Below are 24,802 nucleotides of genomic sequence, written 5' to 3'. Positions count from 1 at the left end.
CGGCATACGAAAAGCCCCCGTCAGCGATTCGCTGGCAGGGGCTTTTTCGTGAGCGTCAGAGAGGCTCACACTTCATGTGTCAGAGCCGTCGATCAGTGACGGAAGTGACGCATGCCGGTGAAGACCATGGCGATGCCGGCTTCGTTGGCCGCATCGATGACTTCCTGATCACGCATGGAGCCACCCGGCTGGATGACGGCCGTGATACCGGCCGCCGCCGCGGCGTCGATGCCGTCGCGGAACGGGAAGAAGGCATCGGAGGCCATCACGGAACCCGGCACTTCCAGACCTTCATCGGCGGCCTTGATGCCGGCGATCTTGGCGGAATAGACGCGGCTCATCTGGCCGGCGCCCACACCGATGGTCTGGCCATCCTTGATGTAGACGATGGCGTTGGACTTGACGAACTTGGCCACTTTCCAGGCGAAGGTCAGGTCGTTGAGTTCCTGCTCGCTCGGTGCACGCTCGGTGACGACCTTGAGCTCATCACGGCCGACCATGCCCTGGTCGCGGTCCTGGACCAGCAGACCGCCGGTGACACGCTTGAAGTCGTGACCGCCGGTACGCTCGGCCGCCCAGGCATCCGCGACGTCGAGCAGGCGTACATTGGCCTTGGTGGCGACGATGGCCGCCGCCTCTTCACTGATGCCCGGGGCGATGATCACCTCGACGAACTGACGCGAGACGATCGCCTGCGCGGTCTCGGCGTCCAGCGGCACGTTGAAGGCGATGATGCCGCCGAAGGCGCTGGTCGGATCGGTCTGATAGGCACGATCGTAGGCGGCCAGGGCAGACTCGCCGATGGCGACGCCACACGGGTTGGCGTGCTTGACGATGACACAGGCGGTCTCGTCGAAGGCCTTGACGCACTCGAAGGCGGCATCGGTGTCGGCGACGTTGTTGTAGGACAACGCCTTGCCCTGCACCTGCACGGCCGTGGCGACGCTGGCCTCGGTGGCACCGTCCTCGACGTAGAAGGCCGCCTTTTGGTGCGGGTTCTCGCCGTAACGCATGTCCTGCTTCTTGCTCAGGCTGACGTTGTACTGACGCGGCAGGCCTTCGCTGCCGCCTTCGACTCGCTGGCCCAGCCAGTTGGCGATGGCGCCATCGTAGGCGGCGGTGTGCTCGAAGGCGGCCACGGCCAGATCGAAGCGCGCGTCATCGCTGACGGCATTGTCGTTGGCATCCATCTCGGCGATCACGCGGTCATAATCCGAGGCGTTGACGACGATGGTGGTGTGGGCGTGGTTCTTGGCGCAGGAACGCACCATGGTCGGGCCACCGATATCGATGTTCTCGATGGCGTCTTCCAGCGAGCAATCCGGGTTGGCCACGGTAGCGGCGAACGGGTACAGATTGACGATGACCATGTCGATGGGGTCGATGCCGTGCTCGGCCATCACCGCATCATCCTGGCCGCGGCGGCCGAGAATGCCACCGTGGATCTTCGGGTGCAGGGTCTTGACCCGGCCATCCATCATTTCCGGGAAACCGGTGTGCTCGGACACTTCCGTGACGGCAAGGCCGTTGTCCTTGAGCAGGCGGAAGGTACCGCCGGTGGACAGCAGGGCGACGCCGCGGGCGTCCAGGGCACGAGCGAATTCGACGATTCCGGTCTTGTCGGAAACACTCAGGAGGGCGCGACGGATGGCTTGGGGCTTGGCTTGCATGATGCTCCACTCGTGGATCAACAAAAAGACGCCGGGGCACCTGTAAAGGTGCCCCGGCGGGGTCAGATCAGATCAAACTGCTTGAGCTTCTTGCGCAGTGTGCCTCGGTTGAGGCCCAGCATGTCGGCGGCGCGGGTCTGGTTGCCCTGCGCGTGGGCCATCACCGCCTCCAGCAGCGGCGCCTCGACCTCGGCCATCACCATGGCATGCAGGTCGGTGACCTGCTCGCCATCCAGGTGGGCGAAGTAGCGCGCCATGGAGTGCTCGACGGCCTCGCGCAGGGTCTGATGGTGCCGCACGGGCGTCATCAGGGTGGCCTGGCTTGCGTCGTCGGGTGAAAGAGGGTGCCTGCTGGTCATGCTGCGTGACTTCCTTGCGTCTCGGTGCGGGCGTTGCCATCCGGCTCGCCGAACAGGCGGGTCAGGAACTGGCGCTGTTCATCCGGCTCCTCGAGGGGATTGAAGTAGCGCTTGAGCTCACTGCCATCCTCCCGCGTCGCCAGATACCAGCCCACATGCTTGCGCGCGATGCGCGTTCCCATGTAGTCACCGTAGAATTCGTACAGGGCCTCGAGGTGGGTGCGCATCACGATGGCGCGCTCCGCATCGCTCGGGCCACAGGCTACCTGGCCGGTGGCCAGGTAGTGATTGATCTCGCGGAAGATCCAGGGATTGCCCTGGGCCGCACGGCCGATCATCACGGCGTCGGCGCCCGTATAGTCAAGCACATGTCGCGCCTTCTCGCCGCTGTCGATATCGCCATTGGCGAAGACCGGAATCGACACCGCGGCCTTCACGGCGGCGATGGTGTCGTATTCGGCCTCACCGGTATATTTCTGCTGGCGAGTACGACCATGCACGGACAGCGCCTGGATGCCGGCGCTTTCGGCCATGCGCGCGATGGCGATGGCGTTGCGCGTCTCTTCGCACCAGCCGGTGCGCATCTTGAGCGTGACCGGCACGTCCACGGCGCGTACCACGGCATCGAGAATCTCGCCGACGAGCTTCTCGTCGCGCATCAGGGCAGAACCGGCGGCCTTGTTGCAGACCTTCTTGGCCGGGCAGCCCATGTTGATGTCGATGATCTCTGCGCCCATCTCGGCGTTGAGCGCCGCGGCCTCGGCCAGCATGGCGGCGTCACCGCCGGCGATCTGCACGGCACGCGGGCCGGGTTCGCCGGCATGGTTCATGCGCGTGCGGGACTTGACGGTATTCCACAGCCGCTTGTCACTGGTCACCATCTCCGATACCACCAGCCCGGCGCCCAGCTCACGACATTGCTGTCGGAACGGGCGATCGGTGACACCGGCCATCGGGGCCAGAATCACGCGATTGGGAAGCTGATGTACGCCGATGCGGGGCAGGTCGGCGGGAAGCGGGGTATCGGTCATGGGTCTCGTGTCATGCGAGTGATGTCAGGCGCGCGAGCCGCTGTCGTGTCAGGGATTCGCGGGGGCGTCATGATACCTAGAGCGCCGCAGGGTTTGAAGGGCTATTTCATCCACAATGCATCGCGGATGCGTTATCCCTGCGCGGCTGCGGCGCTCATGGCGTGGCTCAGCCCATCAGTGGACGCTGACCATTGAGGCGTACCCAGCCATCGCGCTCGGTGGGTTCTTCCATGATCAGGCCGGCTTCACGATAGGCGTCGAGCACCTCTTCCGCCTGGGGCGCGAGAATGCCGGAGAGCGCCAGCAGGCCACCCGGGGCGACGCTGCCCGCGATCTGCGGGGCCAGCTCGACCAGCGGGCCGGCCAGGATGTTGGCGACCACGATCTGATAGCCCGCGTCCGGCAGGCGGTCCGGGTAGCACAGGGTCAGCTGGTCGCTGACGTCATTGCGCTGGGCGTTCTCCCGCGAGGCCTGCAGCGCCTGCGGGTCGATATCGGTGCCCAGCGCATCCACCGCGCCGAGCTTGAGCGCGGCGATGGCGAGGATGCCGGAACCGCAGCCGAAGTCGAGCACGCTGTGCTGGGCGAGCTTGCCATCGACGGCCAGCCCATCGAGCCATTCCAGGCACAGGGCGGTGGTCGGATGGGTGCCGGTGCCGAAGGCCAGGCCCGGGTCGAGCATCAGGTTGACGGCGTCCTGCTCCGGCGCATCGTGCCAGCTGGGCACGATCCACAGGCGCTGGCCCATCCTGAGCGGCTCGAAACCGTCCATCCATTCCCTGGCCCAGTCACGGTCCTCGAGGATCTCGACCTCGATCTCCGGGCAGGGCTCATCGGGAATCAGCGCCGCCCAGCCGGCCTTGACCCGCTCGCGCATGGCCTCGATGCCTTCGGTGCCATCCCACAGGCCAGTGAGGACTGTCTCGCTCCATAGCGGCGTGCTGCCGAGGTCCGGTTCGAACAGCGGTTGGTCTTCTGCATCCTGCAGCGTGATGGCGCAGGCGCCTTCTTCCATCAGCAGATGCTCGAGAATCTCGGCGTGGTCGGGGGCGATACGCGCCTTGAGTTGCAGCCAGGACATGGTGACTCCTGTCGATGGGCGATAAGAAAGGGGAGGAGGGCACAGACGACAGAAGGGCAGCCGAGGCCACCCTTCTGTCGTGCGTCTATCGGCAACCAGGTCACCGATCTCAAGCGGGGCGTCTTACAGGCCCAGCTTCTTCTCCAGATAATGGATGTTGACGCCACCTTCCTGGAAGCCGGCATCACGCACCAGATCCTTCTGCAGGTCAGTGTTGGTCTTGATACCTTCCACCAGCAGCTCGTCGAGGGCATTGCGCATGCGCGTCAGTGCGATCTCGCGGCTCTCGCCCCAGGTGATCAGCTTGCCGATCAGGGAGTCGTAGTGCGGCGGAACGGTGTAGCCGGAGTACAGGTGCGAGTCCATGCGCACGCCCAGACCGCCCGGCGCGTGATAGAGCTCGACCTTGCCCGGAGACGGCATGAAGGTGCGCGAATCCTCGGCATTGATACGGCACTCGAAGGCGTGACCGCGCAGCTCGATATCTTCCTGCTTCACGGACAGCGGCAGGCCGGAGGCGATGCGCAGCTGTTCCTTGACGATATCGATGCCAGTGACCATCTCGGTCACCGGGTGCTCGACCTGAACACGAGTGTTCATCTCGATGAAGTAGAAGCCGCCGTTCTCGTACAGGAACTCGAAGGTGCCGGCGCCACGGTAGCCGATCTCGATGCAGGCATCGGTGCACGACTTGAGTACCTTGGCACGCGCCTCTTCGTCCAGCTGCGGCGCCGGTGCTTCTTCCAGCACCTTCTGGTGACGACGCTGCAGGGAGCAGTCGCGGTCATACAGATGGATGGCGTTGCCCTGGCCATCGGCCAGTACCTGGACTTCGACGTGACGCGGGTTCTGGAGGAATTTCTCCATGTACACCGTGCCGTCGCCGAAGGCCGCGGCCGCTTCACCCTGGGTGATGCTCACCGAGGACAGCAGGCTGGCCTTGGAGTGCACCACGCGCATGCCGCGACCACCACCGCCAGCGGCGGCCTTGATGATCACCGGATAGCCGATGCGCTCGGCGATGGCGTACATCTCGTCTTCGTCTTCCGGCACCGGGCCGTCGGAACCCGGCACGGTCGGAACGCCGGCCAGCTTCATCGCCTCGATGGCCGCGACCTTGTCACCCATCATGCGGATGGTGTCAGCGCGCGGGCCGATGAAGGCGAAGCCGGAACGTTCGACCTGTTCGGCGAAGTTGGCATTTTCCGACAGGAAGCCGTAGCCCGGGTGGATGGCGTCGGCGTCCGTCACCTCGGCGGCTGCGATCAGCGCCGGGATGTGGAGATAGGATTTGGCAGAGGAGGCCGGGCCGATGCACACAGCTTCATCCGCCAGGCGGACGTGCATCAGGTCGCGGTCGGCCTTGGAGTGCACCGCTACCGTCTTGATGCCCAGTTCCTTGCAGGCGCGAAGGATGCGAAGGGCGATCTCGCCGCGGTTGGCAATCAGTACCTTGTCGAGCATGGTGACGTGTCCGTTGGGATCAGGAAATGACGATCATGGGCTGGTCGAATTCAACCGGCTCGCCGTCTTCGATCAGAATGGCTTCGACGACGCCATCCTTGTCGGCTTCGATCTGGTTCATCATCTTCATGGCTTCGACGATGCAGACGGTATCACCTTTCTTGACGCTCTGGCCGACTTCGATGAAGGCCTTGGAGCCCGGCGCCGGAGAACGGTAGAAGGAGCCGACCATCGGGGAATTGATGGTGTGACCCTGCGGCGCAGCCGGTGCTGCCGGAGCGGCCGGTGCTTCAGCGGCGCCAGCGGCTGCCGGAGCGGCCTGCTGCATCGGCTGCTGCTGCATCATCATCGGGGCCTGCATCATCGGCTGCTGGGCGAAGCCCTGCGGATGGCGGCTGATGCGAACGGACTCTTCGCCTTCCTGGATCTCGATTTCGCTGATGTTGGACTCTTCGAGCAGCTCGATCAGCTTCTTGACCTTGCGGATATCCATGAAATTAATCCCGATGTAAATGTGGCTGGAAATGGGGGTGTGCAGCCGTGATAGCGGCGGCTGCGGGCGACAGCCCCGACGGCTGTCCCGACCATGGCGATGGCCGGTGAATCCTGATATCAGGCAGTGATGAGGCCTGAGGGCGGTGCGTGAACACCGCTCTGGACGTGCCCTTACTGCGCGAGATCGTCCAGGGCGGCGTCAAGCGCCATGTCATAGCTTCGAGCGCCAAAGCCCATGATCACGCCGCGTGCCACATCGGAAAGATACGAATGGTGGCGGAACGGCTCGCGGGCATGGGTGTTGGAAAGGTGCAGCTCGATGAACGGGAGTGCGACGCCGAGTAGCGCATCGCGCAGCGCAACGCTGGTATGGGTAAAGGCCGCCGGATTGATCAGGATGATGGCGGTGCCATCTTCACGGGCAAGGTGGATACGCTCGATCAGCACATGCTCGGCATTGGACTGCAGCCAGTCCAGCTGATGGCCGGCCGCGCTGGCGCGCTGGACCAGACGCTGGTGGATATCCTCCAGCGTGGTGGTGCCATACACCTCGGGTTCACGGGTCCCCAGCAGATTGAGATTGGGGCCGTTGAGTACCAGGATGCGCGCCATGAAAGTCCCTTATGTCAGCCGTGCTCGAGCACCAGGCTCATTGAGCTGTTAACCCATGAAGAAAATGCAAAGATACCGTCACTATCCACGACGTTTACCTATTGAGCGTAGGCTGTTGCCGTAGTGACGCGGATTCTGCCGAAATTCTCGAACGCTGTCCAGTTTGGCACTGAACCGAAGATTTTGCCGCATTCTTCGTCCTCGCGTGCATCTCGGCAGCAGCTGCGCTGCGCCGGGCGTGTGGCAGGCACGCCGCTCAGTTCGCGCGCTGTGACGTGCCGCGCAGCTGATCCAGCACCGCTGTCAGGTGCTGGCCGAGCTGACTGGCGTCGACTTCTCCCTGAATGCGCGCCGCCTTGAGCTCGCGTTCATCGGCGAAGAACAGCAGGCTGGGGGGGCCAAACAGGCCGAATTGCTTGAGCAGCGCCTGGGTCGCGGCCCCGGTACTGGTGACGTCGGCGCGAATCAGGTGGAACTGGCGCAACTGGCTGGCGACTTTGGGGAAGACCTCGCGCTCCATCACCTTGCACGAGATGCACCAGTCGGCGTAGTAGTCGACGAACACCGGCTGGCCGCGGCTGGCGGCCAGTGCCAGTTCTCGCTCGAGCTCGCTCATGTCGCTGACGGTGGTGAAGTCCAGTGACGTCTCGGCGGCCTGCCCGGATGATGTGCCGCCAGTGAAGGGCGCCAGCGGGCGCAGCGGGTCGCTTGCGCCGCCTGCCACGCCCAGCAGGCTGATCATGCCCCAGCCCAGCGCGACCAGTCCCAGTGCCTGACGGGCACGCGCCCAGCCTCGGGTCTGTGTGCTGAGCGCTCCCAGCGCCACGCCGGTGCCGATGGCCAGAATGGCCCAGCCCAGCACCGCCAGCGAGGCCGGCAGCAAACGCTCCACCAGCCACAGCGCCACCCCCAGCAGCAGGATACCGAAGGCCTGCTTGATGCCATCCATCCAGCCGCCGGCCCTGGGCAGCAGGCTGGCGCCGAAGGTGCCGACCAGAATCAACGGCACGCCCATGCCCAGCCCCAGCGCGAAGAGTGCCAGCCCGCCGGTCATGGCATCGCCACTGGCGGAAAGATAGACCAGCGCACCGGCCAGAGGTGCCGAGACGCAGGGCGATACCACGAGTACCGATAACGCGCCTGCCAGCGCCAGTCCGCCGGGGCCGGCATTCATCAGGCGCCCTTGCAGCGCGTCGAGCCGTGAGTGCATGCCGCTTGGCAGGCCTAGATTGAAGGCGCCGAACATGGCCAGCGCGAACAGCACGAACAAAGCAGCGAAGGGGATCAACACGGCAGGCGCTTGCAGATGTGCCTGCAGGTTGAGCCCCGCGCCGAACAGTCCCATCAAGGTGCCGGCCGCGGCGTAGGTCAGGGACATGCCCAGGGCGTAGCTCGTGGAGAGCAGCAGGGCGCGCGGGCGGCTGGGGCGCTGGCCGACGATGATCGAGCTCAGGATCGGAATCATCGGCAGCACACAGGGCGTGAAGGTCAGCCCGAGACCGGCGAGGAAGAATAGCCCCAGAGCCGTCAGCAGGCTGGCATCCGCGAACAGTGCGCTGAAGCCGGCATCGGTGCCGCCGATCGGGGCTGTTGTGGTGCGGCTTACCGTCGACGCCGTCGTATCGCTCGACTGGCTGGCGGTCGGCATCAGCTGCGCGAACGGGGCAGGGGCGCTCTGCTCGCCGGCCTGCAGCGTGACGGTCTCCGGTGGATAGCAGAGCCCGGCATCGGCGCAGCCCTGGAAGGTGATGGAGAGCGGGATCGGGCCGCTGGCCGGTGTGTCTTCATGCACTGCCTTGCCAGAGGAGGCGCTCATAAGCGGGATGCGAATGACCAGCGCATCATGGAAGACATGCACCTCGCCCATGTAGGGATCGTTCTTCAGCTCTCCCGGCGGCAGGTCGGCGTCGCCCAGAGCGACCTGGTCGCTGGTGGTCGCGAAGCTGAACTGATGCCGATAGAGGTAATAGCCTTCGGCACTGGTGAAGCCGACATACAGGGTGTCGCCCTCGCGCCAGCTGCGCGGCTTGAAGGCTTCACTGACCGGCAGGAAATCGCCCTGATTGCCGCCGCCGAACAGGCTGGACGCTGCACCGCTTGAGCCGCTGCCGGCGTTTGAACTTGAGCCTGAGCCTGAGCTGAACAGACCGGCATTGGCGGGCAGCGCCGTCATCGCCTGCGCGACCACCAGCGCGATTGCCAGCAGGGTTGCCAGCAACTCAGGGCCCAGCAGGCGTGAGAACGCGGAGGGGCGTGCGCGGCCCGTTGGCAGCGCCATGCGGACTTTCAAGAACGAACGAAGCACGGAAGCATCCTTATACAGTGCCGAAAGAACATCCTGCAGGCCTCAAGGCACCGCAGTCTCGCACCGCCACCATCCTGCTCCGGGGCGAGCGCTGGCTCGAGAGCAGGCCCATCATCGCCGCGCACGACTTGCACGCGGATGAATGTGCCACCATGTAGCAGACATCCCGCTCGTGTGAGGGCGCGTGAAGACGTATCGGGCTCGAGTGGTGAAGCCGCCTGCGCGGGTGGCAGTGTGGCACTCGGCTCGTACCGCGACTCGGTCCACGACCAGGCCCGTGGCTCGGTCCACGACCAGGCCCGCAATCCGGAGCGCATCGCACCTTGTCACAGAACCGGCACTTCACCGAGTGCGACTGGCACGTGCAGGGGCGCATGATAGGATAGGACGTACGTCATGAGTACCTGCGCTGGATGCATCGGCGCGGCTCACATCCGTTCAGGCAGGTCTGACTCGTCTCTCACACGGCTTTTTCTACAAGGCTTCATACAAGGAAGAACGCATGGCCCTATTCGGTAAAGGCAGCAAGCGCGGCGCCAATCGCGATGTGCTGGAAACGCCTCAGTATGGCTGGATCTGGAAACCACTGATCGGGCTGTTCGTCATTTATCTGCTGGTCTGCGTTGGCCTTGGTATCTACTGGAGCAGTGAACCGGACGAGTTCAACATCGATCAGGCCACGCGCACCGAACTGGCTCGCGTGCATGGTCTGGCCGCACCGGTGGCCAAGGTCGAGGGTGAAGAGCCGGCACCGGCTTTCGAGACCCTGCCGACAGGCACCGCGACCGTCGCCACCCTGATGAAACTCAACGATACCCTGCTGCACAAGCCGGGCGGTTATCTCAAGAATGATGTGGCGCCGCCGGGGCTGATGCTCGACAACATGCCCAACTGGGAATATGGCGTACTGGTACAGGTGCGTGACATGACGCGTGAGCTGCGCAAGGAATTCAGCCGCTCGCAGTCCCAGTCCAGCGATGACAAGGCGCTGGGCAAGGCCGAATCTCTGCTGTTCATCGATGCCAATGCCTGGATGCTGCCGGAAGCCGAGCACGAATATGCCGACGCCAACCGTGAGCTGGGCGACTACCTCAAGCGTCTGAGCGATGACACCCAGAACAACGGCCAGTTCTACGCGCGTGCCGACAACCTGGTGGCGTGGCTGTCCGATGTCGAGAATCGCCTCGGCTCCCTGTCCCAGCGTCTGTCGGCGAGTGTCGGCAAGTCGCAGCTCAACCTGAGCCTGGCCGGCGACAAGAGCGCCACCTCGGCCAAGAGCACCCAGACGGAAGAAGAGATCAAGACGCCGTGGCTCGAGATCGACGATGTCTTCTATCAGGCACGCGGCACCTCCTGGGCGCTGATCCATCTGCTCAAGGCAGTGCGTCATGACTTCCAGGGCGTGCTGGAAGACAAGAACGCGCTGACCTCCATCGACCAGATCATCCGTGAGCTGGAAGCGACCCAGACCGATATCGGCAGCCCGATCATCCTCAATGGCTCCGGCTTCGGCTTCTTCGCCAACCATTCGCTGGTGATGGCCAACTACGTCGCGCGTGCCAACTCCGCGATCAGTGACCTGCGCAGCCTGCTCGAGAAGGGCTGATCCCGTGACGCCCGATGCCGCCTGAGGGCCTCCTCCCGGTGTCGGGCGTCAGCCGGAAACGAAAAAGCCCCCGTCATTGACGGGGGCTTTTTTGCATCGTGATGCCTGAATCGCGCATCACTTCAGAAGGACTCAGTCCTTCTGGTAGGCAGCGGCTGCCTTCTCGATCGCGGCACGGGCGGCATCAGCACCGTCCCAGGAATCGATCTTGACCCACTTGCCTTTCTCGAGATCCTTGTAGTTCTCGAAGAAGTGCGCGATCTGCTGACGCAGCAGTTCCGGCAGATCAGTGACTTCCTGGACGTCGTCGTACAGGGAGGTCAGCTTCTGGTGCGGGACGCAGACCAGCTTGGCGTCTTCACCGGCTTCGTCGCTCATGTTGAGCACGCCGACCGGACGCGCACGGATGACGCTGCCCGGAGCGACCGGATACGGGGTCACGACCAGTGCGTCGAGGGCATCGCCATCGTCGGCCAGGGTGTTCGGGATGTAGCCGTAGTTGGCCGGGTAGAACATCGGGGTGGCCATGAAACGATCCACCATGAGCGCATCGATGTCCTTGTCGATCTCGTACTTGATCGGCGCGTGATTGGCCGGAATCTCGATCGCTACGTAGACGTCGTTCGGCAATTCCTTGCCAGCGGGGATCTTGTCGAAACTCATTGTCGAGTCCTTGGGTTTGCGGGTTGAAGGCCTGCGGGTCAAAATTCCGCTGAATTATACGAACTGGCAGACCGTTTTGCCATTATGCCACGCTCGATCGCCTTGCGTTGCACCAACGAGTGGTGGCACTGCAGGCTGACTCGGGTAACACTTGGGGCCGTCCAGCGCGGCGCAACGGCGATTGTGCGTTCAGCATCGGCTGGCGCTGCGTCACCACCGCATGCATGAAACGTAACGGCAGGATCGAGACGCAAGGAGACCGCCTTGGCGGATGCAGAGCTTTCACTCAGTTACGGTCAGGCCTTCGTGGCTCCCGACCGCAAGCGTCATCGCAGCTCGATGTCGCTGGAGATACCGCTGGAGCGCGGCCCGCTGGCGGCCAAGGGCGGCTGTGCGCTGATCGCCGACACCACCAGCAAGAACGCGATTGCCAAGCAGGCCGGCGACCTTGCCGTGCGTGGCTTTCTGGCCGATTACTTCGCCACGCCCGACAACTGGAGCGTCAAGTATTCCGCGACCCGCGTGCTGCGGGCGCTGAACAGCTGGTGCTACAGCCAGAGCCGCTTCGTGCGGGGCGGCAGTTACGTGACCTCTATTTCCGCCGTCGTCTTCCGGGGCCAGTCGGCGCATCTGTTCCATGCCGGCGACACGGTGGTCTTCCGGCTGCGTGGCGGCGAGTTCGAGCAGATCTCGCGCGACCATGTCACCGATCTCGGCGGCTATCGTTATCCGTCGCGGGCGCTGGGCATGGATGTCAGCCTCGACATCGACTACATCGAGCTGCCGCTCAAGCAGGGCGATATCTTCCTGTTCACCACCCAGGCGGTGCGCGGCACTCTGCTGCCTTCCGATTTCGTGTCACTGATTCGCGATGACGTCTCGGATCTCGATGCCGCCAGTGAGCGCCTGGCGCATGCCGCGGCGGACCGCGCCGATGAGCGCGGCTACACGGCCGATCAGTTCTGCTTCCAGCTGGTGCGCATCGATCGCCTGGCGACTGCCTCCGACGATACGCCGGGGCGCGTCTATGGCGACCTGCCGGTGCCGCGTGAGCTGGAGCCGGGCGACCGCATCGATGGCCTGGAAGTGATGGAGGTCATGTCACGCAGCGCGCGGGTACGCGTCTACAAGGTGCGTGACCTCAAGAGCCGGCGCGTGATGGTGATGAAGGCGCCCAGCCCGGAGCTGTCGCTCAAGAATGCCTATCTCGAGCACTTCCTGCTCCAGCAGTGGGTGGTGGACCGCGTCAGCTCGCCCTTCGTGGTCAAGGTGGTGGAGCCGTCACGCCCGCGTGATCACCTCTACTATCTGCTTGAGCACTTGGAGGCGCAGACACTGACCGAATGGGCACGCATGCACCCGCAGGCCAATCTCGAGCAGCGTCTCGACATCGCGCGCCAGCTCGGCAAGGCCGTGCATGCCCTCAATCGTCGTGAGGTGCTGCACCAGCTGATTCACCCCGACAACGTGATGATCGACCGTCATGGCAAGGTGGTGCTGGTCGATTTCGGCGCTTGCCATCTGCGTGAAGGGGATGGCCACGAGAGCGCCGGTCCGCTGGCGCGTCAGGTGGGCCTGACCGAACACAGCGCGCCGGAATATGCCCTTGGCGCCGATGTCAGTCGACGCAGCGATCAATACGGCCTGGCCTCGGTGATCTACTGGCTGCTGACCGGCATGCAGCCCTACGCCCAGTCGATGGAGCAGCTGCGCACCCACACCGACCTCGAGTTGCTGGAATATCAGCCAGCCCGCATGCGCAATCCCCAGGTGCCACAGATACTGGACGACGCCCTCAGGCGCGCCCTGGACCCGCAACGCACCCTGCGCTATCGCCGCCTGTCTGAGCTGCTTTACGCGCTGCGCCTGCCGCAGCAGGACCCCGGCAAGGCGCTGACGCCCTCGGAGGCGATACGTGAACCGGCCAATTTCTGGCAGGGCGTCGCCGGCATCCTGCTGTTGCTGCTGGTGCTGTCCTGGCTGCTGAAGTGAACGCAGAGCCTGATGGGGCTCAAGGCCATGGTGGGAGGAAGAGGTGTATGGGGCAGACCGCGATCGTGATCGGGGCGACCGGCGTGGTGGGGCGCGAGGTGGTGGCTGAACTCATCGCCTGCGAGGCCATCGCCCGAGTCGTCACGCTGACGCGCCGGCCGGCGCCTGGCGACTCTGACAAGGTCGAGAACCATGTGGTCGACTTCGCGCGCCTGGAATACTGGGCCGATTGTTTCCAGGCAGACCTGCTGTTCTCGTGCCTGGGCACCACGCTCAAGCAGGCGGGGTCGCTCGAGGCCCAGCGGCGTGTCGACATCGATCATCAACTGAATGCCGCCCGGCTGGCGGCCGCCCAGGGAGTGACGCACTACTTGCTGGTCTCCTCCAGCGGCGCCAATCACGCGAGCCGCAATGGCTATCTCAGGATGAAGGGCGAGCTGGAAGTGGCCATCAAGGCGCTGCCTTTTGCGCGTATCAGTGTCTTCCAGCCGTCATTGCTGGTAGGGGAGCGCAGCGAGTTCCGCCTGGGCGAGACGCTGGGTCGCTATCTGTTGCCGTTGCTCACCCGCTTGCCGGGCTTGCAGCGCTATCGACCGATCCGTGGCGCTCAGGTAGCGGCGCGTATGGTCGAGGTCAGCCAGCGTCAGCCGCCGCCGCATGCGGTGTACCGGCTGGAGGAGGTGTTTCCCCGTACCCCCGCATGACAACTGACAGCCATCAAAAAGCCCCGCACAGTTGCCTGTGCGGGGCTTTGTTACACTCGCTTCACTGTCAACGACCGACTCTGTCAACGACCAGCTCTGTCAACGACCGGGACAGTCAGCTATCGGTACTGTCACCAACTGGCCGTGTCAGCGCCGGACCCGTCAGGCGCATCAAAGTCAGGCGATCAGATCGTGAACGGTGTCAGCTTCTTCTCGACCTTGGCCAGCGTGAGCCTGGCGACCGCCGGCAGACCATTGACGAACGGCGGGAAGTCCTCACCCTGGATCAGCGGCGACAGATATTCGCGGCAGGCGTCGGTGATGTAGAAGCCATCTTCGGTGATGAACTCCAGCGGCATGAACTTCTCATGGTTGGCGATCTGCTCCAGCGGCGCCTCGATGATGTCCCAGGCGTAGTCAGCGCCATCGCCGAGGCGACGGATCGCCGGCATCACGGCATTCTTGCCGGCCAGCGCCATCTCGACGGCGGCACGGCCAGTGGCGTAGGCCTGCTCGACGTCGGTCCTGGAGGCGATGTGACGCGCTGCGCGCTGCAGGTAGTCGGCCACGGCCCAGTGGTACTTGTAGCCCAGGTCCTGCTTGACCATGCCGGCCAGTGTCGGCGCGACGCCGCCCAGCTGACGGTGGCCGAAGGCATCGGTGTTGCCGGCATCGGCCAGGAAGGTGCCATCTTCGTAACGCGCACCTTCGGAGACCACGACCACGCAGTAGCCGTGTTCCTTGACGCAGGCATCGACGCGCGCCATGAATTCCTTGCGGTGGAAGGCGACTTCCGGGAAGACGACGATGTGCGGCGGCTGGGTGGCATCTTCACCGGCCAGGGCACCGGCAGCGGCGATCCAGCCCGCGTGACGACCCATGACTTCCAGGATGAACACCTTGGTGGAGGTGGCGCACATGGAGGCGATGTCGAGACCGGCTTCACGGGTGGAGGTGGCGATGTACTTGGCCACGCTGCCGAAGCCCGGCGAGTTGTCGGTGATCGGCAGGTCGTTGTCCACGGTCTTCGGCACGTGGATGGCCTGGATCGGGTAGCCCATGGTCTCGGCCAGCTGAGAGACCTTCAGGCAGGTATCGGCGCTGTCGCCGCCACCGTTGTAGAAGAAGTAACGGATGTCGTGGGCCTTGAACACCTCGATCAGACGCTCGTACTGGGTACGGTGGTCCTCGATGCTCTTGAGCTTGTAGCGGCAGGAGCCGAAGGCACCGCCCGGCGTGTGGCGCAGCGCGGCGATGTTCTCGTCGCTTTCCTGGCTGACGTCGATCAGGTCTTCGGTCAGGGCACCGATGATGCCGTTGTGGCCGGCATACAGCTTGCCGATCTGGTCGCCGTTTTCACGAGCGGCTTCGATGACGCCACAGGCACTGGCGTTGATGACGGCGGTAACGCCACCGGACTGGGCGTAGAAGGCATTGTGCTGGGGCATGGGCTTCTCGTCTCTGCTTCCTTGTCATGGTCTTGAACGGGCTGGCGCTTACCCGCCGCATCATATCCGAAAGACATGACCCCTGCACGACGCCCGAATGCCACTGGGGGTGTCGTCCATCCCTGACAGGCCGCGCGCTACTCGCCGCCTGGCGGGCATGCTAGGCTGCTCGGGCTTCCGGATTGGAGAAACAGATGCACCTTCACGTCATCGGTATTTGCGGTACCTTCATGGGCTCTCTGGCGCTGCTGGCGCGCGCGCGCGGTCATCGCGTCACGGGGAGCGATGTCAACGTCTATCCGCCCATGAGCACACAGCTGGCCGAGGCCGGTATCACCCTGATGGAAGGCTATGCGGCCGACAATCTCGTCCCCGCGCCTGATCTCACGGTGGTCGGCAATGCCGTCTCGCGCGGCAACCCCGAAGTCGAGGCGCTGCTCGAGCGTGGTCTGGCCTATACCTCCGGCCCGCAATGGCTGTGTGACGAGGTGCTGACCGGCCGTCCGGTGATCGCCATCGCCGGCACCCACGGCAAGACCACCACCGCGACCATGACCGCCTGGATTCTCGAATGCGCGGGCCTCGCGCCGGGCTACCTGATCGGTGGCGTGCCGCCGCAGCTGGGCGATTCCGCGCGTATCGGCGACCCTCGGGCGCCCTTCGTGGTCGAGGCCGATGAATACGACACGGCCTTCTTCGACAAGCGCTCCAAGTTCGTGCATTACCGTCCGCGCATCGCCGTGCTCAACAATCTTGAGTTCGATCACGCCGACATTTTCCCGGATCTCGCCGCCATCGAGCGTCAGTTCCACCATCTGGTGCGCACCGTGCCGGCTGGCGGCAAGCTGGTGGTCGCGGCGGACGCCGTCGCCGGTGCCGAGGCCCTGGAGCGCGTGCTGGATCAAGGCTGCTGGACGCCGGTGGCGCGCTTCGGCGATGAGAGCGGTATCGAGAATGCCGGTGGCGACTGGCGCTATCGCCTGATCAGTGCCGACGGCAGCCACTTCGCGCTGGCACCGCCGGTCGATGACTCAGGCGAGACGGATCGCTTCGTCGAGTGCCAGTGGGCGATGCGCGGACGCCACAACGTGGCCAATGCCTGCGCCGCCGTGGCCGCGGCCGTCGAATGCGGCGTGGGTCTCGAGGTGGCGCTGGAGGCGCTCGCACGCTTCGCGCCGCCCAGGCGTCGCCAGGAGCTGCGCGGTGAGGTGGCAGGCGTCAAGGTCATCGATGACTTCGCGCACCACCCGACCGCCATCGCCACCACGCTCGAGGGCCTGGCGCCGGGCGTTGCGGCCGAAGGGCAGGGCGGTCGCCTGTGGGCGGTGATCGAACCGCGCTCCAACACCATGAAGCTCGGCACCATGAAGGCGCGCCTGCCGGCTTCAGTGACCGCGGCCGACCGCGTCAGCTGGTTCGCGGGCCCCAGCCTTGGCTGGTCATTGGAGGAGACGGTCAGCGAGTGCCGCGCGCTCGGCGTGGAGGCGGAGGTCGAGCAGGACCTTGACACTCTGATCGCGAAGATCGCCAATCAATCCCGCGCCGGCGACTGGGTGGTGGTGATGTCCAATGGCGGCTTCGGCGGTATCCACGAGCGCCTTCTTGTGGCGCTGGCAGCACGTGAAGGTGAAGCATGAAGACGCAAGCGACAGCCCCAGAGGGCGAGTTCAAGTCGGCGGTCACCGTCGCGCTGACCGGGGCCTCCGGCGCCCAGTACGGCCTGCGCCTGATCGAGTGTCTGGTCGCGGCCGGTCATGAAGTGATGGTGATGGTCTCCAAGGCGGCGCACATGGTGATCGCCACCGAGACCGACGAGGAGCTGCCGGCGCGCCCGGCGCGTCTCACCGAGGTGCTCACGCAGCGCTACGCCGCCAGACCCGGCCAGATTCGCTGCTTCGGACGCGAGGACTGGATGGCCCCGGTGGCCTCCGGCTCCGGCGCGCCGAGCGCCATGGTGGTGTGTCCGTGTTCCACCGGCTCGCTGTCCGCGATCGCGACCGGGGCCAGCAACAACCTGATCGAGCGCGCCGCCGACGTGGCACTCAAGGAGCGTCGCACCCTGATTCTGGTGCCGCGCGAGACGCCGTTCTCGGCCATCCATCTCGAACACATGCTGAGTCTGACGCGCATGGGCGCCGTCATCCTGCCCGCCGCGCCCGGCTTCTATCATCGTCCGCAGACCCTCGATGACATGATCGATTTCATCGTCGCGCGCATTCTCAACCAGCTGGGAATCTCGCATGCGCTGATGCCGCGCTGGGGCGAGGGGCATGTCAGCGGCGATTGAAGGGCGGTCAGTCGATCCGCTCGGGTGAGAGCTTGTCAGAGGCATCCCTCTGGCACTGCATCAGACTGTGCAAGGAGAGCAGGGAATGCTGAATTGGTCATTGTTGTCGGTGTTCGTGCCGACATTCTTTCTGGTCTCGCTGACGCCGGGCATGTGCATGACGCTGGCGATGACCCTGGGCATGACCCAGGGCGTCAAGCGCACCCTGTGGATGATGGTGGGCGAGCTGCTGGGCGTCGGGCTGGTGGCGGTGTCGGCGGTGATCGGCGTCGCGACCATCATGCTGCGCTATCCGATGGTGTTCTCGGCCTTCAAGCTGGCGGGGGGCGCCTATCTGGCCTGGCTGGGGATCCAGATGTGGCGCTCACGTGGTCGTCTGGCCCTGGGGGTAGCAGGGGAGGATCCGGCGGCACCGCGTGCCTCGCGCCGTGCTCTGGCCGCACAGGGCTTCGTCACCGCAATCGCCAATCCCAAGGGCTGGGCGTTCTTCATTGCGCTGTTGCCACCATTTCTGGATGCCAGCCTGCCGCTGGCGCCGCAGCTGATCGCGCTGGTCGGCATCATCCTGACGCTGGAATTCACCTGTCTGCTGCTCTATGCCGGCGGTGGCAGCAGCCTGGCGCGCTGGCTGGGGCGTGGCTCGCGTGTGCGCCTGATGAACCGCGTGGCCGGCACGCTGATGATCGGCGTGGGAATCTGGCTCGCGACCGGTTGATGTCGGCATGACTGAGCCAGGCATTGCAGCTTGAAAACACATCAAGGCCCGCCATTGGCGGGCCTTGATGCATTCAGGGGCGTGGCTTTGATTCAGCTGCGACGCAGTGTCTCAAGTGCAGCCGCCGCCACGATGAAGCTGCCGCCGACCAGCGTCAGCCAGGTGGGCACCTCGCCGAGAATCAACCACGCCAGCAGCACGCCGTAGACGGGTTGCAGGCAGCCGATCATGCCGACGGTCTTGGCCTTGAGGCCGCCGAGGGCGAAGGTCATCAGTGCATGCGGCGCAGCCGTGAAGACGATGGCCAGCACCAGCATGGCGATCCCCGTCGAGGGGCTGGCATCCATGATCTCGCCGGAGACGAACGGCAGCGTCAGCACCACGACGCCCAGCGCCTGCAGGCTCATCGACAGCACCGGATTGAGGTGGCTGAGACGGTAGCGCACCAGCAGATTGCGCGCCGCGAACAACAGGCCCGAGAACACGCCCCATAACACTCCCGCCAGGCTGTCGCCCTGCGCACTGCTGTCGCCGCCGGGGACGAGCAGCCAGACGCCGATGCAGACCAGTCCCGCTGCCGCCAGGTCCTTCGCTTTCAGGCGCGTGCCTTCCACCCAGGGCTCCAGCAGCACGATGAAGATGGGATAGGTGAACAGCGCCAGCATGCCGGTGGCCACGGAAGACACCTGCATCGAGTGAAAGTAGCTCACCCAGTGCGCGGCCATCAGCGCGGCGGCGATGCCCAGCAAGGCCCAGTCGCGCCCGCTAAGACGCAGCGAGACATGCCACTTCAGGCGTGCCAGCCACAGCAGGAACAGCCCCGCCAGCAGGCTGCGCCAGGTGGTGATATCGAGCGCCGAGAGGGGCACGCCTTTCGAGAACAGCGCCGTACCGCCGAGCAGCGCGATGCCGAGATGAATCGACATCAGCGCCTGGGGCTGGTTGGCGGGAGGGGCAGCAGGGCCGGGCATGAGGTTCCTCGTCATCAGGGGGTAGTGAAAAAGCCGCCATCTCAGGCGGCTCATCGGTTTACAGCGCTATCACGGCAACGTTATCGCGACGGCCTGAGCGGCAGCAGTCTGATCGCGACAGACTAGAGCGGCAGCCAGACGAAGCGTGCCGCCAACAGCAGCAGGCTCGCCATGCTCAACCACAGCAGCGGAGCTGGCGAGTCGAGGGGGGCAGAGGGCTGGCGCACGAAGGCGGGATAGCTGATGCGCACCAGCGCACAGACCAGCAGCCCCAGACAGGCACCGCCCAGCACATCGCTGAGGTAATGGACGCCAAGCGTGATGCGTGACAGTCCGACGAGCGTACAGGCGGCGATGGCTGCCCAGTAGATCCAGCGACGTCGCGAGGAGGGCTGGCGCTCGGCGATGAAGGCGGCGGCCAGCCCGAACACTGCCACGCTGCCGGCGGCATGGGCGCTGGGAAACGACATCGATCCTTCCAGGAAGGCGGGGGTATCCGGTCGCGGGCGCTGGATCAGGTGCTTGAGTACGGTATTGGCGCTGGCGATGCCCAGCCAGGCGGCCGTCAGATGCAGCCACACCGCATGGCGACCCTTGAGCAGTAGCCATACCAGCCACGGAGCCACGAGCGCCGCCAGGCCGGTGCCATCGGCGAGGCGAGACAGCACGAGGCTTGCCTCGCGCAGCCAGTCCGCGGGCATCAGTGAGGTGAGGCTTGCGGCCAGTGAGGCGGCCACGCGGTCGATCCACCACGGCTCGGGATGGGCCAGCACCGCCAGGCTCATGGCGGGCACGCTGATCACCGCGAAGATCAGCAGCGCCATCGAGGCGAGCGGGAATTCGCCCTCGGGGTCGGGATGGCGCAGCTGCCACCACAGGCGCCGCCCGGAAGGGCTGCGACGCATGCGACGAGCCAGCCAATGATAGAGGCGGCCCTCGCGGCCCAGCTGGCGGCGCAGGAAGGAGAAGGCGAAGGCACAGGCGATCAGGCCGCTGGCCAGGCCGACCAACAGGCCGTCGGCCCCTTCCGGCAGGGTGAACAGTGACTGCCAGGTCTGGCCCAGCAGATAGCCCGGCAGCAGGTAGGCCGGTGCCCAGGCCAGTGCCGAGAGGCCATTGACCAGGAAGAAGCGCGCCGGCGGCATGTCGAGCATGCCGGCGACCAGCGGGATGATCGGGCGTACCGGGCCGACGAAGCGTCCGAAGGCGATCGACCAGCTGCCGTGGCGATGAAAGAACTGCTGGCCGTGCTCGATCCACTCGGGATGGCGCGAGAAGGGCCAGCGGCCGGGCAGTTGATCGCGATAGCGGATGCCCAGCCAGAAGCTCACGCCATCGCCGATGATGGCGCCCAGCGCCCCGGCGGCCAGCAGTATCGGCAGCGAGAGTTCGAGATGGCCGGCCAGTGAGGCGCCGGCGGTGAGAATGACCACGCCCGGCACCAGCAGGCCGATGATGGCGAGAGATTCAAGCAGTGAGACCAGGCCGATGACGGCGACAAGGGCTGCCGGGTGATCGCTCAGCGTGGTCATCAGGGTGTCGATCATCACACTGGGGTTCAGCCAATGCAGCAGTGACGCAAGGGTGTCGCTCATTCATTGAGATCCATCAGGGCAAGCTGGCTGGCCAGCAGGCGTTGCTCGAGTTTCTGGGTGGTGTCATCGGCCTTGTACGTCACCAGGCGCGCGCGGGCAATGATGGAGCCGGTTTCCGGCTGTGTGGCCGCTGCCAGCGCCGCGGTCAGGCGCTCGCGCATGATCAGCGCTCCCGCCTCGCCGGTATTGGGCAGCATCAGCCAGAAGGACGACTTGTCGCTGCGACACAGCAGGTCGCCCTGGCGCGAGACCTCCTGCATCACGTCGCAGGCCATCGCCAGGCATTCGACGCGCCTGTCTTCGCCGAACTGCTCGCCGAGCATGTCCAGTTGTGGCAGATAGACGACCAGAATGCTGAACGGTTGGTCCAGCGCCCGGGCACGCGCCGCCTCACTGATCAGTCGTTGCTGACCGGTGCGGGCGTTGAAGGCGTTGCACTCGGTTTCCTCGCTGGCGGTCAGGCTCATGACACCCGCCTGCAGGCTGTTGATGACGAACGGCTGGCTGGCCACCAGCAGCAGACACAGGTAGCGCAGTATCTCGCCGAAGTTGTCTTCCTGCTGGCCCAATAGCCATAGCCACAGCGGTGCCAGCACCAGATTGAGCAGCATCGCCGGTGCCAAGGGCAACAGCAGCAGTGTCAGCACGCTGGGCAGCCCCAGCCACAGCGACATGCCCGGATAGGTACCCGGCGCCTCGAGTGCCAGCATCAGATAGCTGGCGATCAGCGTCAGATAGGAAGGCAGCGGCTGCTCATCATCGAGGTGATTGAGGCCGGCGGCAATCGCCATCAGCAAGGTGGCCAGCACCGGCGTCAGGATATGCTCGAAATCGCCCACCAGGTAGCGCCACAGGGCGTAGGTGGCGATCACCGCGGCGGCCAGCAGCATGATCAGAGTCTTGCGATTGGCGAGTTCCCGACGCTCGCGATGGGCCAGGCTGTGCAGAGGAGACATCAGTGATCATTCCCCCGCGACGGTGCCACGGCGACCTTGTCTGCCGCGCTGGCCGGTTTGAGGATGTCTCGCCCATGGTCTGACGGGGCATCGCCTGTCGAGGTTTCATCTGACGAGGCATCGGCAGGCTTGCGAGGCAGTGGCGGCAGCAGGGTGATCGGCTGCGGTTCATCGCTCAGGTGGGCGCTGAGGCGCTTGAGGTCCAGCGCACTGGGGTCGCTGTCGTTGAGAGGCTGCACGCGGGCGCGGATCGGCATCGCGAGATGCTCGATCAACTGGCGACGGCGCAGACTGGCCATGCGCTCGCCGCGGGTGACCAGCAGGACGGCCAGTGCTCCGTCATCGAGCTGGTAGCGGGTCTCATGCGGCAGCGCGGCACTGTCGAGGGTGTTCATCAGGCGACGATTGGCCAGACGACCGGTATTGACCGGTGCCAGCAGGATCAATTCGATATGGATGTCCTCGCGATCGGCACGGGCAATTTCCCGCGGCAGGTCGCGCATCAGCTGGTATTGTGACCAGATCGCGCGGCTGGAATCACGCCGACCACGCCGCTCCAGCTGCATCCAGACCTGCTGCTGGCGTCGCCCACCGATGGCACCGAGCGCCATCAGGGTCGCGGTGATGCCGATGCCCAGGCTCAGCCAGTCGCTGCCCAGCTGAGCGAGCGCCAGCCAGATGGTGACCAGCCCGATCAGTGCGCAGGCCGGTGCCAGCCAGCGCGGGCGCGGATAGAGCAGCAGGACGGCAAAGCCCCACAGCCACATCAGGTGCTGTTGCGGGGCCAGCAGTACCAGCGCACTCATGATCAGCGCGACGCTGAGCATCACCAGCGTGCGGAACCAGCGCAGGGTGAACAGCTCGTGGGCGAGAGAGACCACCAGCAACATCGTGCCGCCCACCGCCAGCAACAGGGCAGTGAGCGTCAGGCCGATACTGATCTGTCGTGCCGCTTCCAGCAGCAGCAATACAGAGCCGAGCAGACAGACGAACTGACTGATACGGACTTTGAACTTGATCTCCATGGTGACTTATATTGGCACCTTTGCCGTGGATGGCGCGAAATCGGCCGAATTCCCTGGCCGAACGGTCTGTGACGTGGGCATTGCCTGCACGTTTGCAAGATGCGACGGTGCTCCGATCATGCAACGTCGTCTGCAATAATGGCAGCATACCCCAAACGGCGAGTGACAAAAGTGTCTACGCCTCTGAGGCTTTCACATACGACCACCACGTCTGGCCTTCACAACAGGCCTTTACGTCAGGGCTGTACGTCAGAGCTTCATGTCGAGGCTTCTCTGGGGAATGCCCTCGCGGGGCCCGGCCGATGATGAAATGAGCACGTGGACACTGACAACCAGCGAGATTAGGCACATGAGTGAGCAGGGCAAGCACGACACCACGGACGTCGTGGCGTACATGAATCGTCTGGGGCACGCAGCGCGCGCGGCAAGCGTCGTGATGCGTCGCGTCGATAGCGGCATCAAGAATCGTGCTCTGCAGACCATGGCGCGTCTGATCGATGAGCGTCGCGAGACACTGGCAGAGGCCAACGCCGAGGACCTGGCGCGTGCACGCGCCAATGGGCTCTCGGAGGCGATGGTCGATCGTCTCGCGCTGACGCCGGCGCGTATCGACGGCATGATCGAAGGGCTCGAGCAGGTCGCGGCGCTGCCGGACCCGGTCGGCGAGGTCGATGGCCTGCGCTCGCGTCCGAGCGGCATTCAGGTCGGCCACATGCGCGTGCCGCTGGGCGTGATCGGCATCATCTTCGAGTCACGCCCCAATGTGACCATCGAGGCGGCCAGCCTGTGTCTGAAGTCCGGCAATGCCTGCATCCTGCGCGGTGGCTCCGAGGCCGCGTCCAGCAACCGTGCGCTGAGCGAGATCATCAGCGAGGCGTTGGTGCTCTCCGAGCTGCCGGCCACGGCAGTGCAGGTCGTCGCCACCACGGACCGCGCCGCGGTCGGTGAGCTGATCGCGATGCCCGAGTTCGTTGATGTCATCATTCCGCGCGGTGGCAAGAGCCTCATCTCGCGTATCTCGCGTGATGCGCGCGTGCCGGTCATCAAGCACCTCGATGGCATCTGCCACGTCTATATCGATGCCACGGCTGACCTGGCGATGGCGGTCCGGATCGCCGAGAACGCCAAGACCCACCGCTACGGCACCTGCAACACCATGGAAACCCTGCTGGTCGATGCGCCGGTTGCCGCCGAGGTCCTGCCGCGTATTGCCGAGCGTCTGGCAGCACATGAGGTCGAGATTCGCGGTTGCGAGCGCACCTGCGAAGTGCTGCCGCAGGCCGTGGCCGCCAGTGCGGAAGACTGGGACACCGAATACCTGGCGCCGATTCTGGCGATTCGCGTCGTGGATGGCGTCGATGAGGCGATGGCGCATATCGAACGACACAGCTCCGGGCATACCGAGGCCATCATCACCGAGAACTATGCGCTGGCGCGCCGCTTCATGGCGGAAGTCGATTCCAGCTCGGTGATGGTCAACGCCTCCACCCGCTTCGCCGATGGCTTCGAATATGGCCTGGGTGCCGAGATCGGCATCTCCACCGACAAGCTGCATGCGCGTGGTCCGGTCGGGCTTGAGGGCCTGACGACCCGCAAGTACATCGTGTTCGGTGATGGGCAGATTCGCCAGTGAAGGACCAGGTCTCACCCGCCAAGGGTCAGGTTGCGTCCGAGCAGACCTTGACGAACGAGCAGGCCCTGTCGCCCGAGGCGCTGGAGGACACCCAGCGCCCCTTGAATGCCGATGGGCTCGCGCAGGAGCGTGAGGCCGTGCATCACAGCACCGAGTCGGCACATGATTCGCGCTCAAGGACTGACACGGC

Annotated in this window: 21 protein-coding genes; 7 read left to right on the top strand and 14 right to left on the bottom strand. The window is 64.9% G+C overall.

The window, feature by feature from the left end; all coding sequences use genetic code 11:
* Positions 1-92: 92 nt before the first annotated feature.
* The 8 genes from purH to dsbD form a co-directional block, all read right to left on the bottom strand.
* Entirely contained in the window at positions 93-1,670 is a 1,578-nt protein-coding gene (purH, locus tag AOG28_RS01170) for a bifunctional phosphoribosylaminoimidazolecarboxamide formyltransferase/IMP cyclohydrolase (RefSeq protein WP_054555043.1), read from the bottom strand.
* Positions 1,671-1,732: 62 nt separating this feature from the next.
* Positions 1,733-2,029: a DNA-binding transcriptional regulator Fis gene (fis, locus tag AOG28_RS01165; protein ID WP_043331993.1), complete on the bottom strand. Its 297-nt coding sequence runs from the start codon at positions 2,027-2,029 to the stop codon at positions 1,733-1,735.
* Positions 2,026-3,060 (bottom strand): tRNA dihydrouridine synthase DusB, encoded by a 1,035-nt coding sequence (dusB, locus tag AOG28_RS01160; RefSeq protein WP_054555042.1) that lies wholly within the window; start codon positions 3,058-3,060, stop codon positions 2,026-2,028. The genes fis and dusB overlap by 4 nt, the downstream gene beginning before the upstream one ends.
* Positions 3,061-3,226: 166 nt before the next feature.
* Positions 3,227-4,141 carry a 50S ribosomal protein L11 methyltransferase gene (gene prmA, locus AOG28_RS01155; RefSeq protein WP_054555041.1) on the bottom strand — a complete coding sequence of 305 codons (915 nt, stop codon included), beginning with the start codon at positions 4,139-4,141 and terminating at the stop codon, positions 3,227-3,229.
* A gap of 123 nt (positions 4,142-4,264) precedes the next feature.
* Positions 4,265-5,605 carry an acetyl-CoA carboxylase biotin carboxylase subunit gene (gene accC, locus AOG28_RS01150; protein ID WP_043331987.1) on the bottom strand — a complete coding sequence of 447 codons (1,341 nt, stop codon included), beginning with the start codon at positions 5,603-5,605 and terminating at the stop codon, positions 4,265-4,267.
* Positions 5,606-5,624: 19 nt separating this feature from the next.
* On the bottom strand, positions 5,625-6,098 hold the full coding sequence (accB, locus tag AOG28_RS01145; protein WP_043331985.1) for an acetyl-CoA carboxylase biotin carboxyl carrier protein: 474 nt from the start codon (positions 6,096-6,098) through the stop codon (positions 5,625-5,627).
* Positions 6,099-6,271: 173 nt separating this feature from the next.
* Complete coding sequence (gene aroQ / locus AOG28_RS01140; RefSeq protein ID WP_043331983.1) at positions 6,272-6,712, bottom strand: type II 3-dehydroquinate dehydratase; 441 nt, start codon at positions 6,710-6,712, stop codon at positions 6,272-6,274.
* 256 nt (positions 6,713-6,968) lie between these two features.
* Positions 6,969-8,990, bottom strand: a complete 2,022-nt coding sequence (dsbD, locus tag AOG28_RS01135; protein WP_054555040.1) for a protein-disulfide reductase DsbD — start codon at positions 8,988-8,990, stop codon at positions 6,969-6,971.
* Positions 8,991-9,519: 529 nt separating this feature from the next.
* Here dsbD and AOG28_RS01130 point away from each other — a divergent pair.
* Positions 9,520-10,623: a DUF2333 family protein gene (locus tag AOG28_RS01130; RefSeq protein ID WP_043331981.1), complete on the top strand. Its 1,104-nt coding sequence runs from the start codon at positions 9,520-9,522 to the stop codon at positions 10,621-10,623.
* Positions 10,624-10,755: 132 nt separating this feature from the next.
* Here the strand turns inward: AOG28_RS01130 and ppa are convergent, their stop codons facing one another.
* Entirely contained in the window at positions 10,756-11,286 is a 531-nt protein-coding gene (gene ppa, locus AOG28_RS01125; protein WP_043331979.1) for an inorganic diphosphatase, read from the bottom strand.
* Between the two features lie 264 nt (positions 11,287-11,550).
* Between ppa and AOG28_RS01120 the strand changes: the two genes are divergently transcribed.
* Together AOG28_RS01120 and AOG28_RS01115 are read left to right on the top strand one after the other, a co-directional pair.
* Positions 11,551-13,278 carry a bifunctional protein-serine/threonine kinase/phosphatase gene (locus AOG28_RS01120; protein WP_043331977.1) on the top strand — a complete coding sequence of 576 codons (1,728 nt, stop codon included), beginning with the start codon at positions 11,551-11,553 and terminating at the stop codon, positions 13,276-13,278.
* A 47-nt stretch (positions 13,279-13,325) separates the two neighbouring features.
* Positions 13,326-13,982 (top strand): NAD(P)H-binding protein, encoded by a 657-nt coding sequence (locus AOG28_RS01115; RefSeq protein ID WP_054555039.1) that lies wholly within the window; start codon positions 13,326-13,328, stop codon positions 13,980-13,982.
* A 185-nt stretch (positions 13,983-14,167) separates the two neighbouring features.
* On the opposite strand, the gene AOG28_RS01110 is transcribed toward AOG28_RS01115, so the two are convergent.
* The gene (locus AOG28_RS01110) at positions 14,168-15,430 is read right to left on the bottom strand and encodes a 6-phosphofructokinase (protein ID WP_043331973.1); all 1,263 of its coding nucleotides are present in this window, start codon (positions 15,428-15,430) and stop codon (positions 14,168-14,170) included.
* Between the two features lie 194 nt (positions 15,431-15,624).
* Between AOG28_RS01110 and mpl the strand changes: the two genes are divergently transcribed.
* From mpl to AOG28_RS01095, 3 genes are all read left to right on the top strand, one after another.
* Complete coding sequence (mpl, locus tag AOG28_RS01105; RefSeq protein WP_054555038.1) at positions 15,625-17,067, top strand: UDP-N-acetylmuramate:L-alanyl-gamma-D-glutamyl-meso-diaminopimelate ligase; 1,443 nt, start codon at positions 15,625-15,627, stop codon at positions 17,065-17,067.
* Positions 17,064-17,717 (top strand): flavin prenyltransferase UbiX, encoded by a 654-nt coding sequence (locus tag AOG28_RS01100; protein WP_043331969.1) that lies wholly within the window; start codon positions 17,064-17,066, stop codon positions 17,715-17,717. Before mpl ends, AOG28_RS01100 begins: the two co-directional genes overlap by 4 nt.
* Before the next feature lie 85 nt (positions 17,718-17,802).
* The gene (locus AOG28_RS01095) at positions 17,803-18,432 is read left to right on the top strand and encodes a LysE family translocator (protein WP_200906712.1); all 630 of its coding nucleotides are present in this window, start codon (positions 17,803-17,805) and stop codon (positions 18,430-18,432) included.
* A gap of 92 nt (positions 18,433-18,524) precedes the next feature.
* On the opposite strand, the gene AOG28_RS01090 is transcribed toward AOG28_RS01095, so the two are convergent.
* From AOG28_RS01090 to AOG28_RS01075, 4 genes are all read right to left on the bottom strand, one after another.
* Entirely contained in the window at positions 18,525-19,403 is an 879-nt protein-coding gene (locus AOG28_RS01090; RefSeq protein WP_054555037.1) for a DMT family transporter, read from the bottom strand.
* A gap of 122 nt (positions 19,404-19,525) precedes the next feature.
* On the bottom strand, positions 19,526-20,998 hold the full coding sequence (locus tag AOG28_RS01085) for a bifunctional DedA family/phosphatase PAP2 family protein (RefSeq protein ID WP_235506907.1): 1,473 nt from the start codon (positions 20,996-20,998) through the stop codon (positions 19,526-19,528).
* Positions 20,995-21,954 (bottom strand): diguanylate cyclase domain-containing protein, encoded by a 960-nt coding sequence (locus tag AOG28_RS01080; protein WP_052384343.1) that lies wholly within the window; start codon positions 21,952-21,954, stop codon positions 20,995-20,997. Before AOG28_RS01080 ends, AOG28_RS01085 begins: the two co-directional genes overlap by 4 nt.
* The gene (locus AOG28_RS01075) at positions 21,954-22,979 is read right to left on the bottom strand and encodes a hypothetical protein (RefSeq protein WP_054555036.1); all 1,026 of its coding nucleotides are present in this window, start codon (positions 22,977-22,979) and stop codon (positions 21,954-21,956) included. Before AOG28_RS01075 ends, AOG28_RS01080 begins: the two co-directional genes overlap by 1 nt.
* A gap of 349 nt (positions 22,980-23,328) precedes the next feature.
* On the opposite strand from AOG28_RS01075, the gene AOG28_RS01070 reads away from it, so the two are divergent.
* On the top strand, positions 23,329-24,612 hold the full coding sequence (locus AOG28_RS01070) for a glutamate-5-semialdehyde dehydrogenase (RefSeq protein WP_054555035.1): 1,284 nt from the start codon (positions 23,329-23,331) through the stop codon (positions 24,610-24,612).
* Positions 24,613-24,802 lie beyond the last annotated feature (190 nt).

Origin of the sequence: Cobetia sp. UCD-24C (assembly GCF_001306765.1) — a bacterium.
Taxonomy (GTDB): Bacteria; Pseudomonadota; Gammaproteobacteria; order Pseudomonadales; family Halomonadaceae; genus Cobetia; species Cobetia amphilecti.
Note: the sequence above shows the minus strand (reverse complement) of the source record. Positions and strands in the feature narration are given on the sequence as shown.

Coding starts and splice junctions, on each gene's coding strand:
- purH (WP_054555043.1), bottom strand. CDS start 1,670: ATGCAAGCCAAGCCCCAAGCCATCCGTCGCGCCCTCCTGAGTGTTTCC.
- fis (WP_043331993.1), bottom strand. CDS start 2,029: ATGACCAGCAGGCACCCTCTTTCACCCGACGACGCAAGCCAGGCCACC.
- dusB (WP_054555042.1), bottom strand. CDS start 3,060: ATGACCGATACCCCGCTTCCCGCCGACCTGCCCCGCATCGGCGTACAT.
- prmA (WP_054555041.1), bottom strand. CDS start 4,141: ATGTCCTGGCTGCAACTCAAGGCGCGTATCGCCCCCGACCACGCCGAG.
- accC (WP_043331987.1), bottom strand. CDS start 5,605: ATGCTCGACAAGGTACTGATTGCCAACCGCGGCGAGATCGCCCTTCGC.
- accB (WP_043331985.1), bottom strand. CDS start 6,098: ATGGATATCCGCAAGGTCAAGAAGCTGATCGAGCTGCTCGAAGAGTCC.
- aroQ (WP_043331983.1), bottom strand. CDS start 6,712: ATGGCGCGCATCCTGGTACTCAACGGCCCCAATCTCAATCTGCTGGGG.
- dsbD (WP_054555040.1), bottom strand. CDS start 8,990: ATGGCGCTGCCAACGGGCCGCGCACGCCCCTCCGCGTTCTCACGCCTG.
- AOG28_RS01130 (WP_043331981.1), top strand. CDS start 9,520: ATGGCCCTATTCGGTAAAGGCAGCAAGCGCGGCGCCAATCGCGATGTG.
- ppa (WP_043331979.1), bottom strand. CDS start 11,286: ATGAGTTTCGACAAGATCCCCGCTGGCAAGGAATTGCCGAACGACGTC.
- AOG28_RS01115 (WP_054555039.1), top strand. CDS start 13,326: ATGGGGCAGACCGCGATCGTGATCGGGGCGACCGGCGTGGTGGGGCGC.
- AOG28_RS01110 (WP_043331973.1), bottom strand. CDS start 15,430: ATGCCCCAGCACAATGCCTTCTACGCCCAGTCCGGTGGCGTTACCGCC.
- mpl (WP_054555038.1), top strand. CDS start 15,625: ATGCACCTTCACGTCATCGGTATTTGCGGTACCTTCATGGGCTCTCTG.
- AOG28_RS01100 (WP_043331969.1), top strand. CDS start 17,064: ATGAAGACGCAAGCGACAGCCCCAGAGGGCGAGTTCAAGTCGGCGGTC.
- AOG28_RS01095 (WP_200906712.1), top strand. CDS start 17,803: ATGCTGAATTGGTCATTGTTGTCGGTGTTCGTGCCGACATTCTTTCTG.
- AOG28_RS01090 (WP_054555037.1), bottom strand. CDS start 19,403: ATGCCCGGCCCTGCTGCCCCTCCCGCCAACCAGCCCCAGGCGCTGATG.
- AOG28_RS01085 (WP_235506907.1), bottom strand. CDS start 20,998: ATGAGCGACACCCTTGCGTCACTGCTGCATTGGCTGAACCCCAGTGTG.
- AOG28_RS01080 (WP_052384343.1), bottom strand. CDS start 21,954: ATGTCTCCTCTGCACAGCCTGGCCCATCGCGAGCGTCGGGAACTCGCC.
- AOG28_RS01075 (WP_054555036.1), bottom strand. CDS start 22,979: ATGGAGATCAAGTTCAAAGTCCGTATCAGTCAGTTCGTCTGTCTGCTC.
- AOG28_RS01070 (WP_054555035.1), top strand. CDS start 23,329: ATGAGTGAGCAGGGCAAGCACGACACCACGGACGTCGTGGCGTACATG.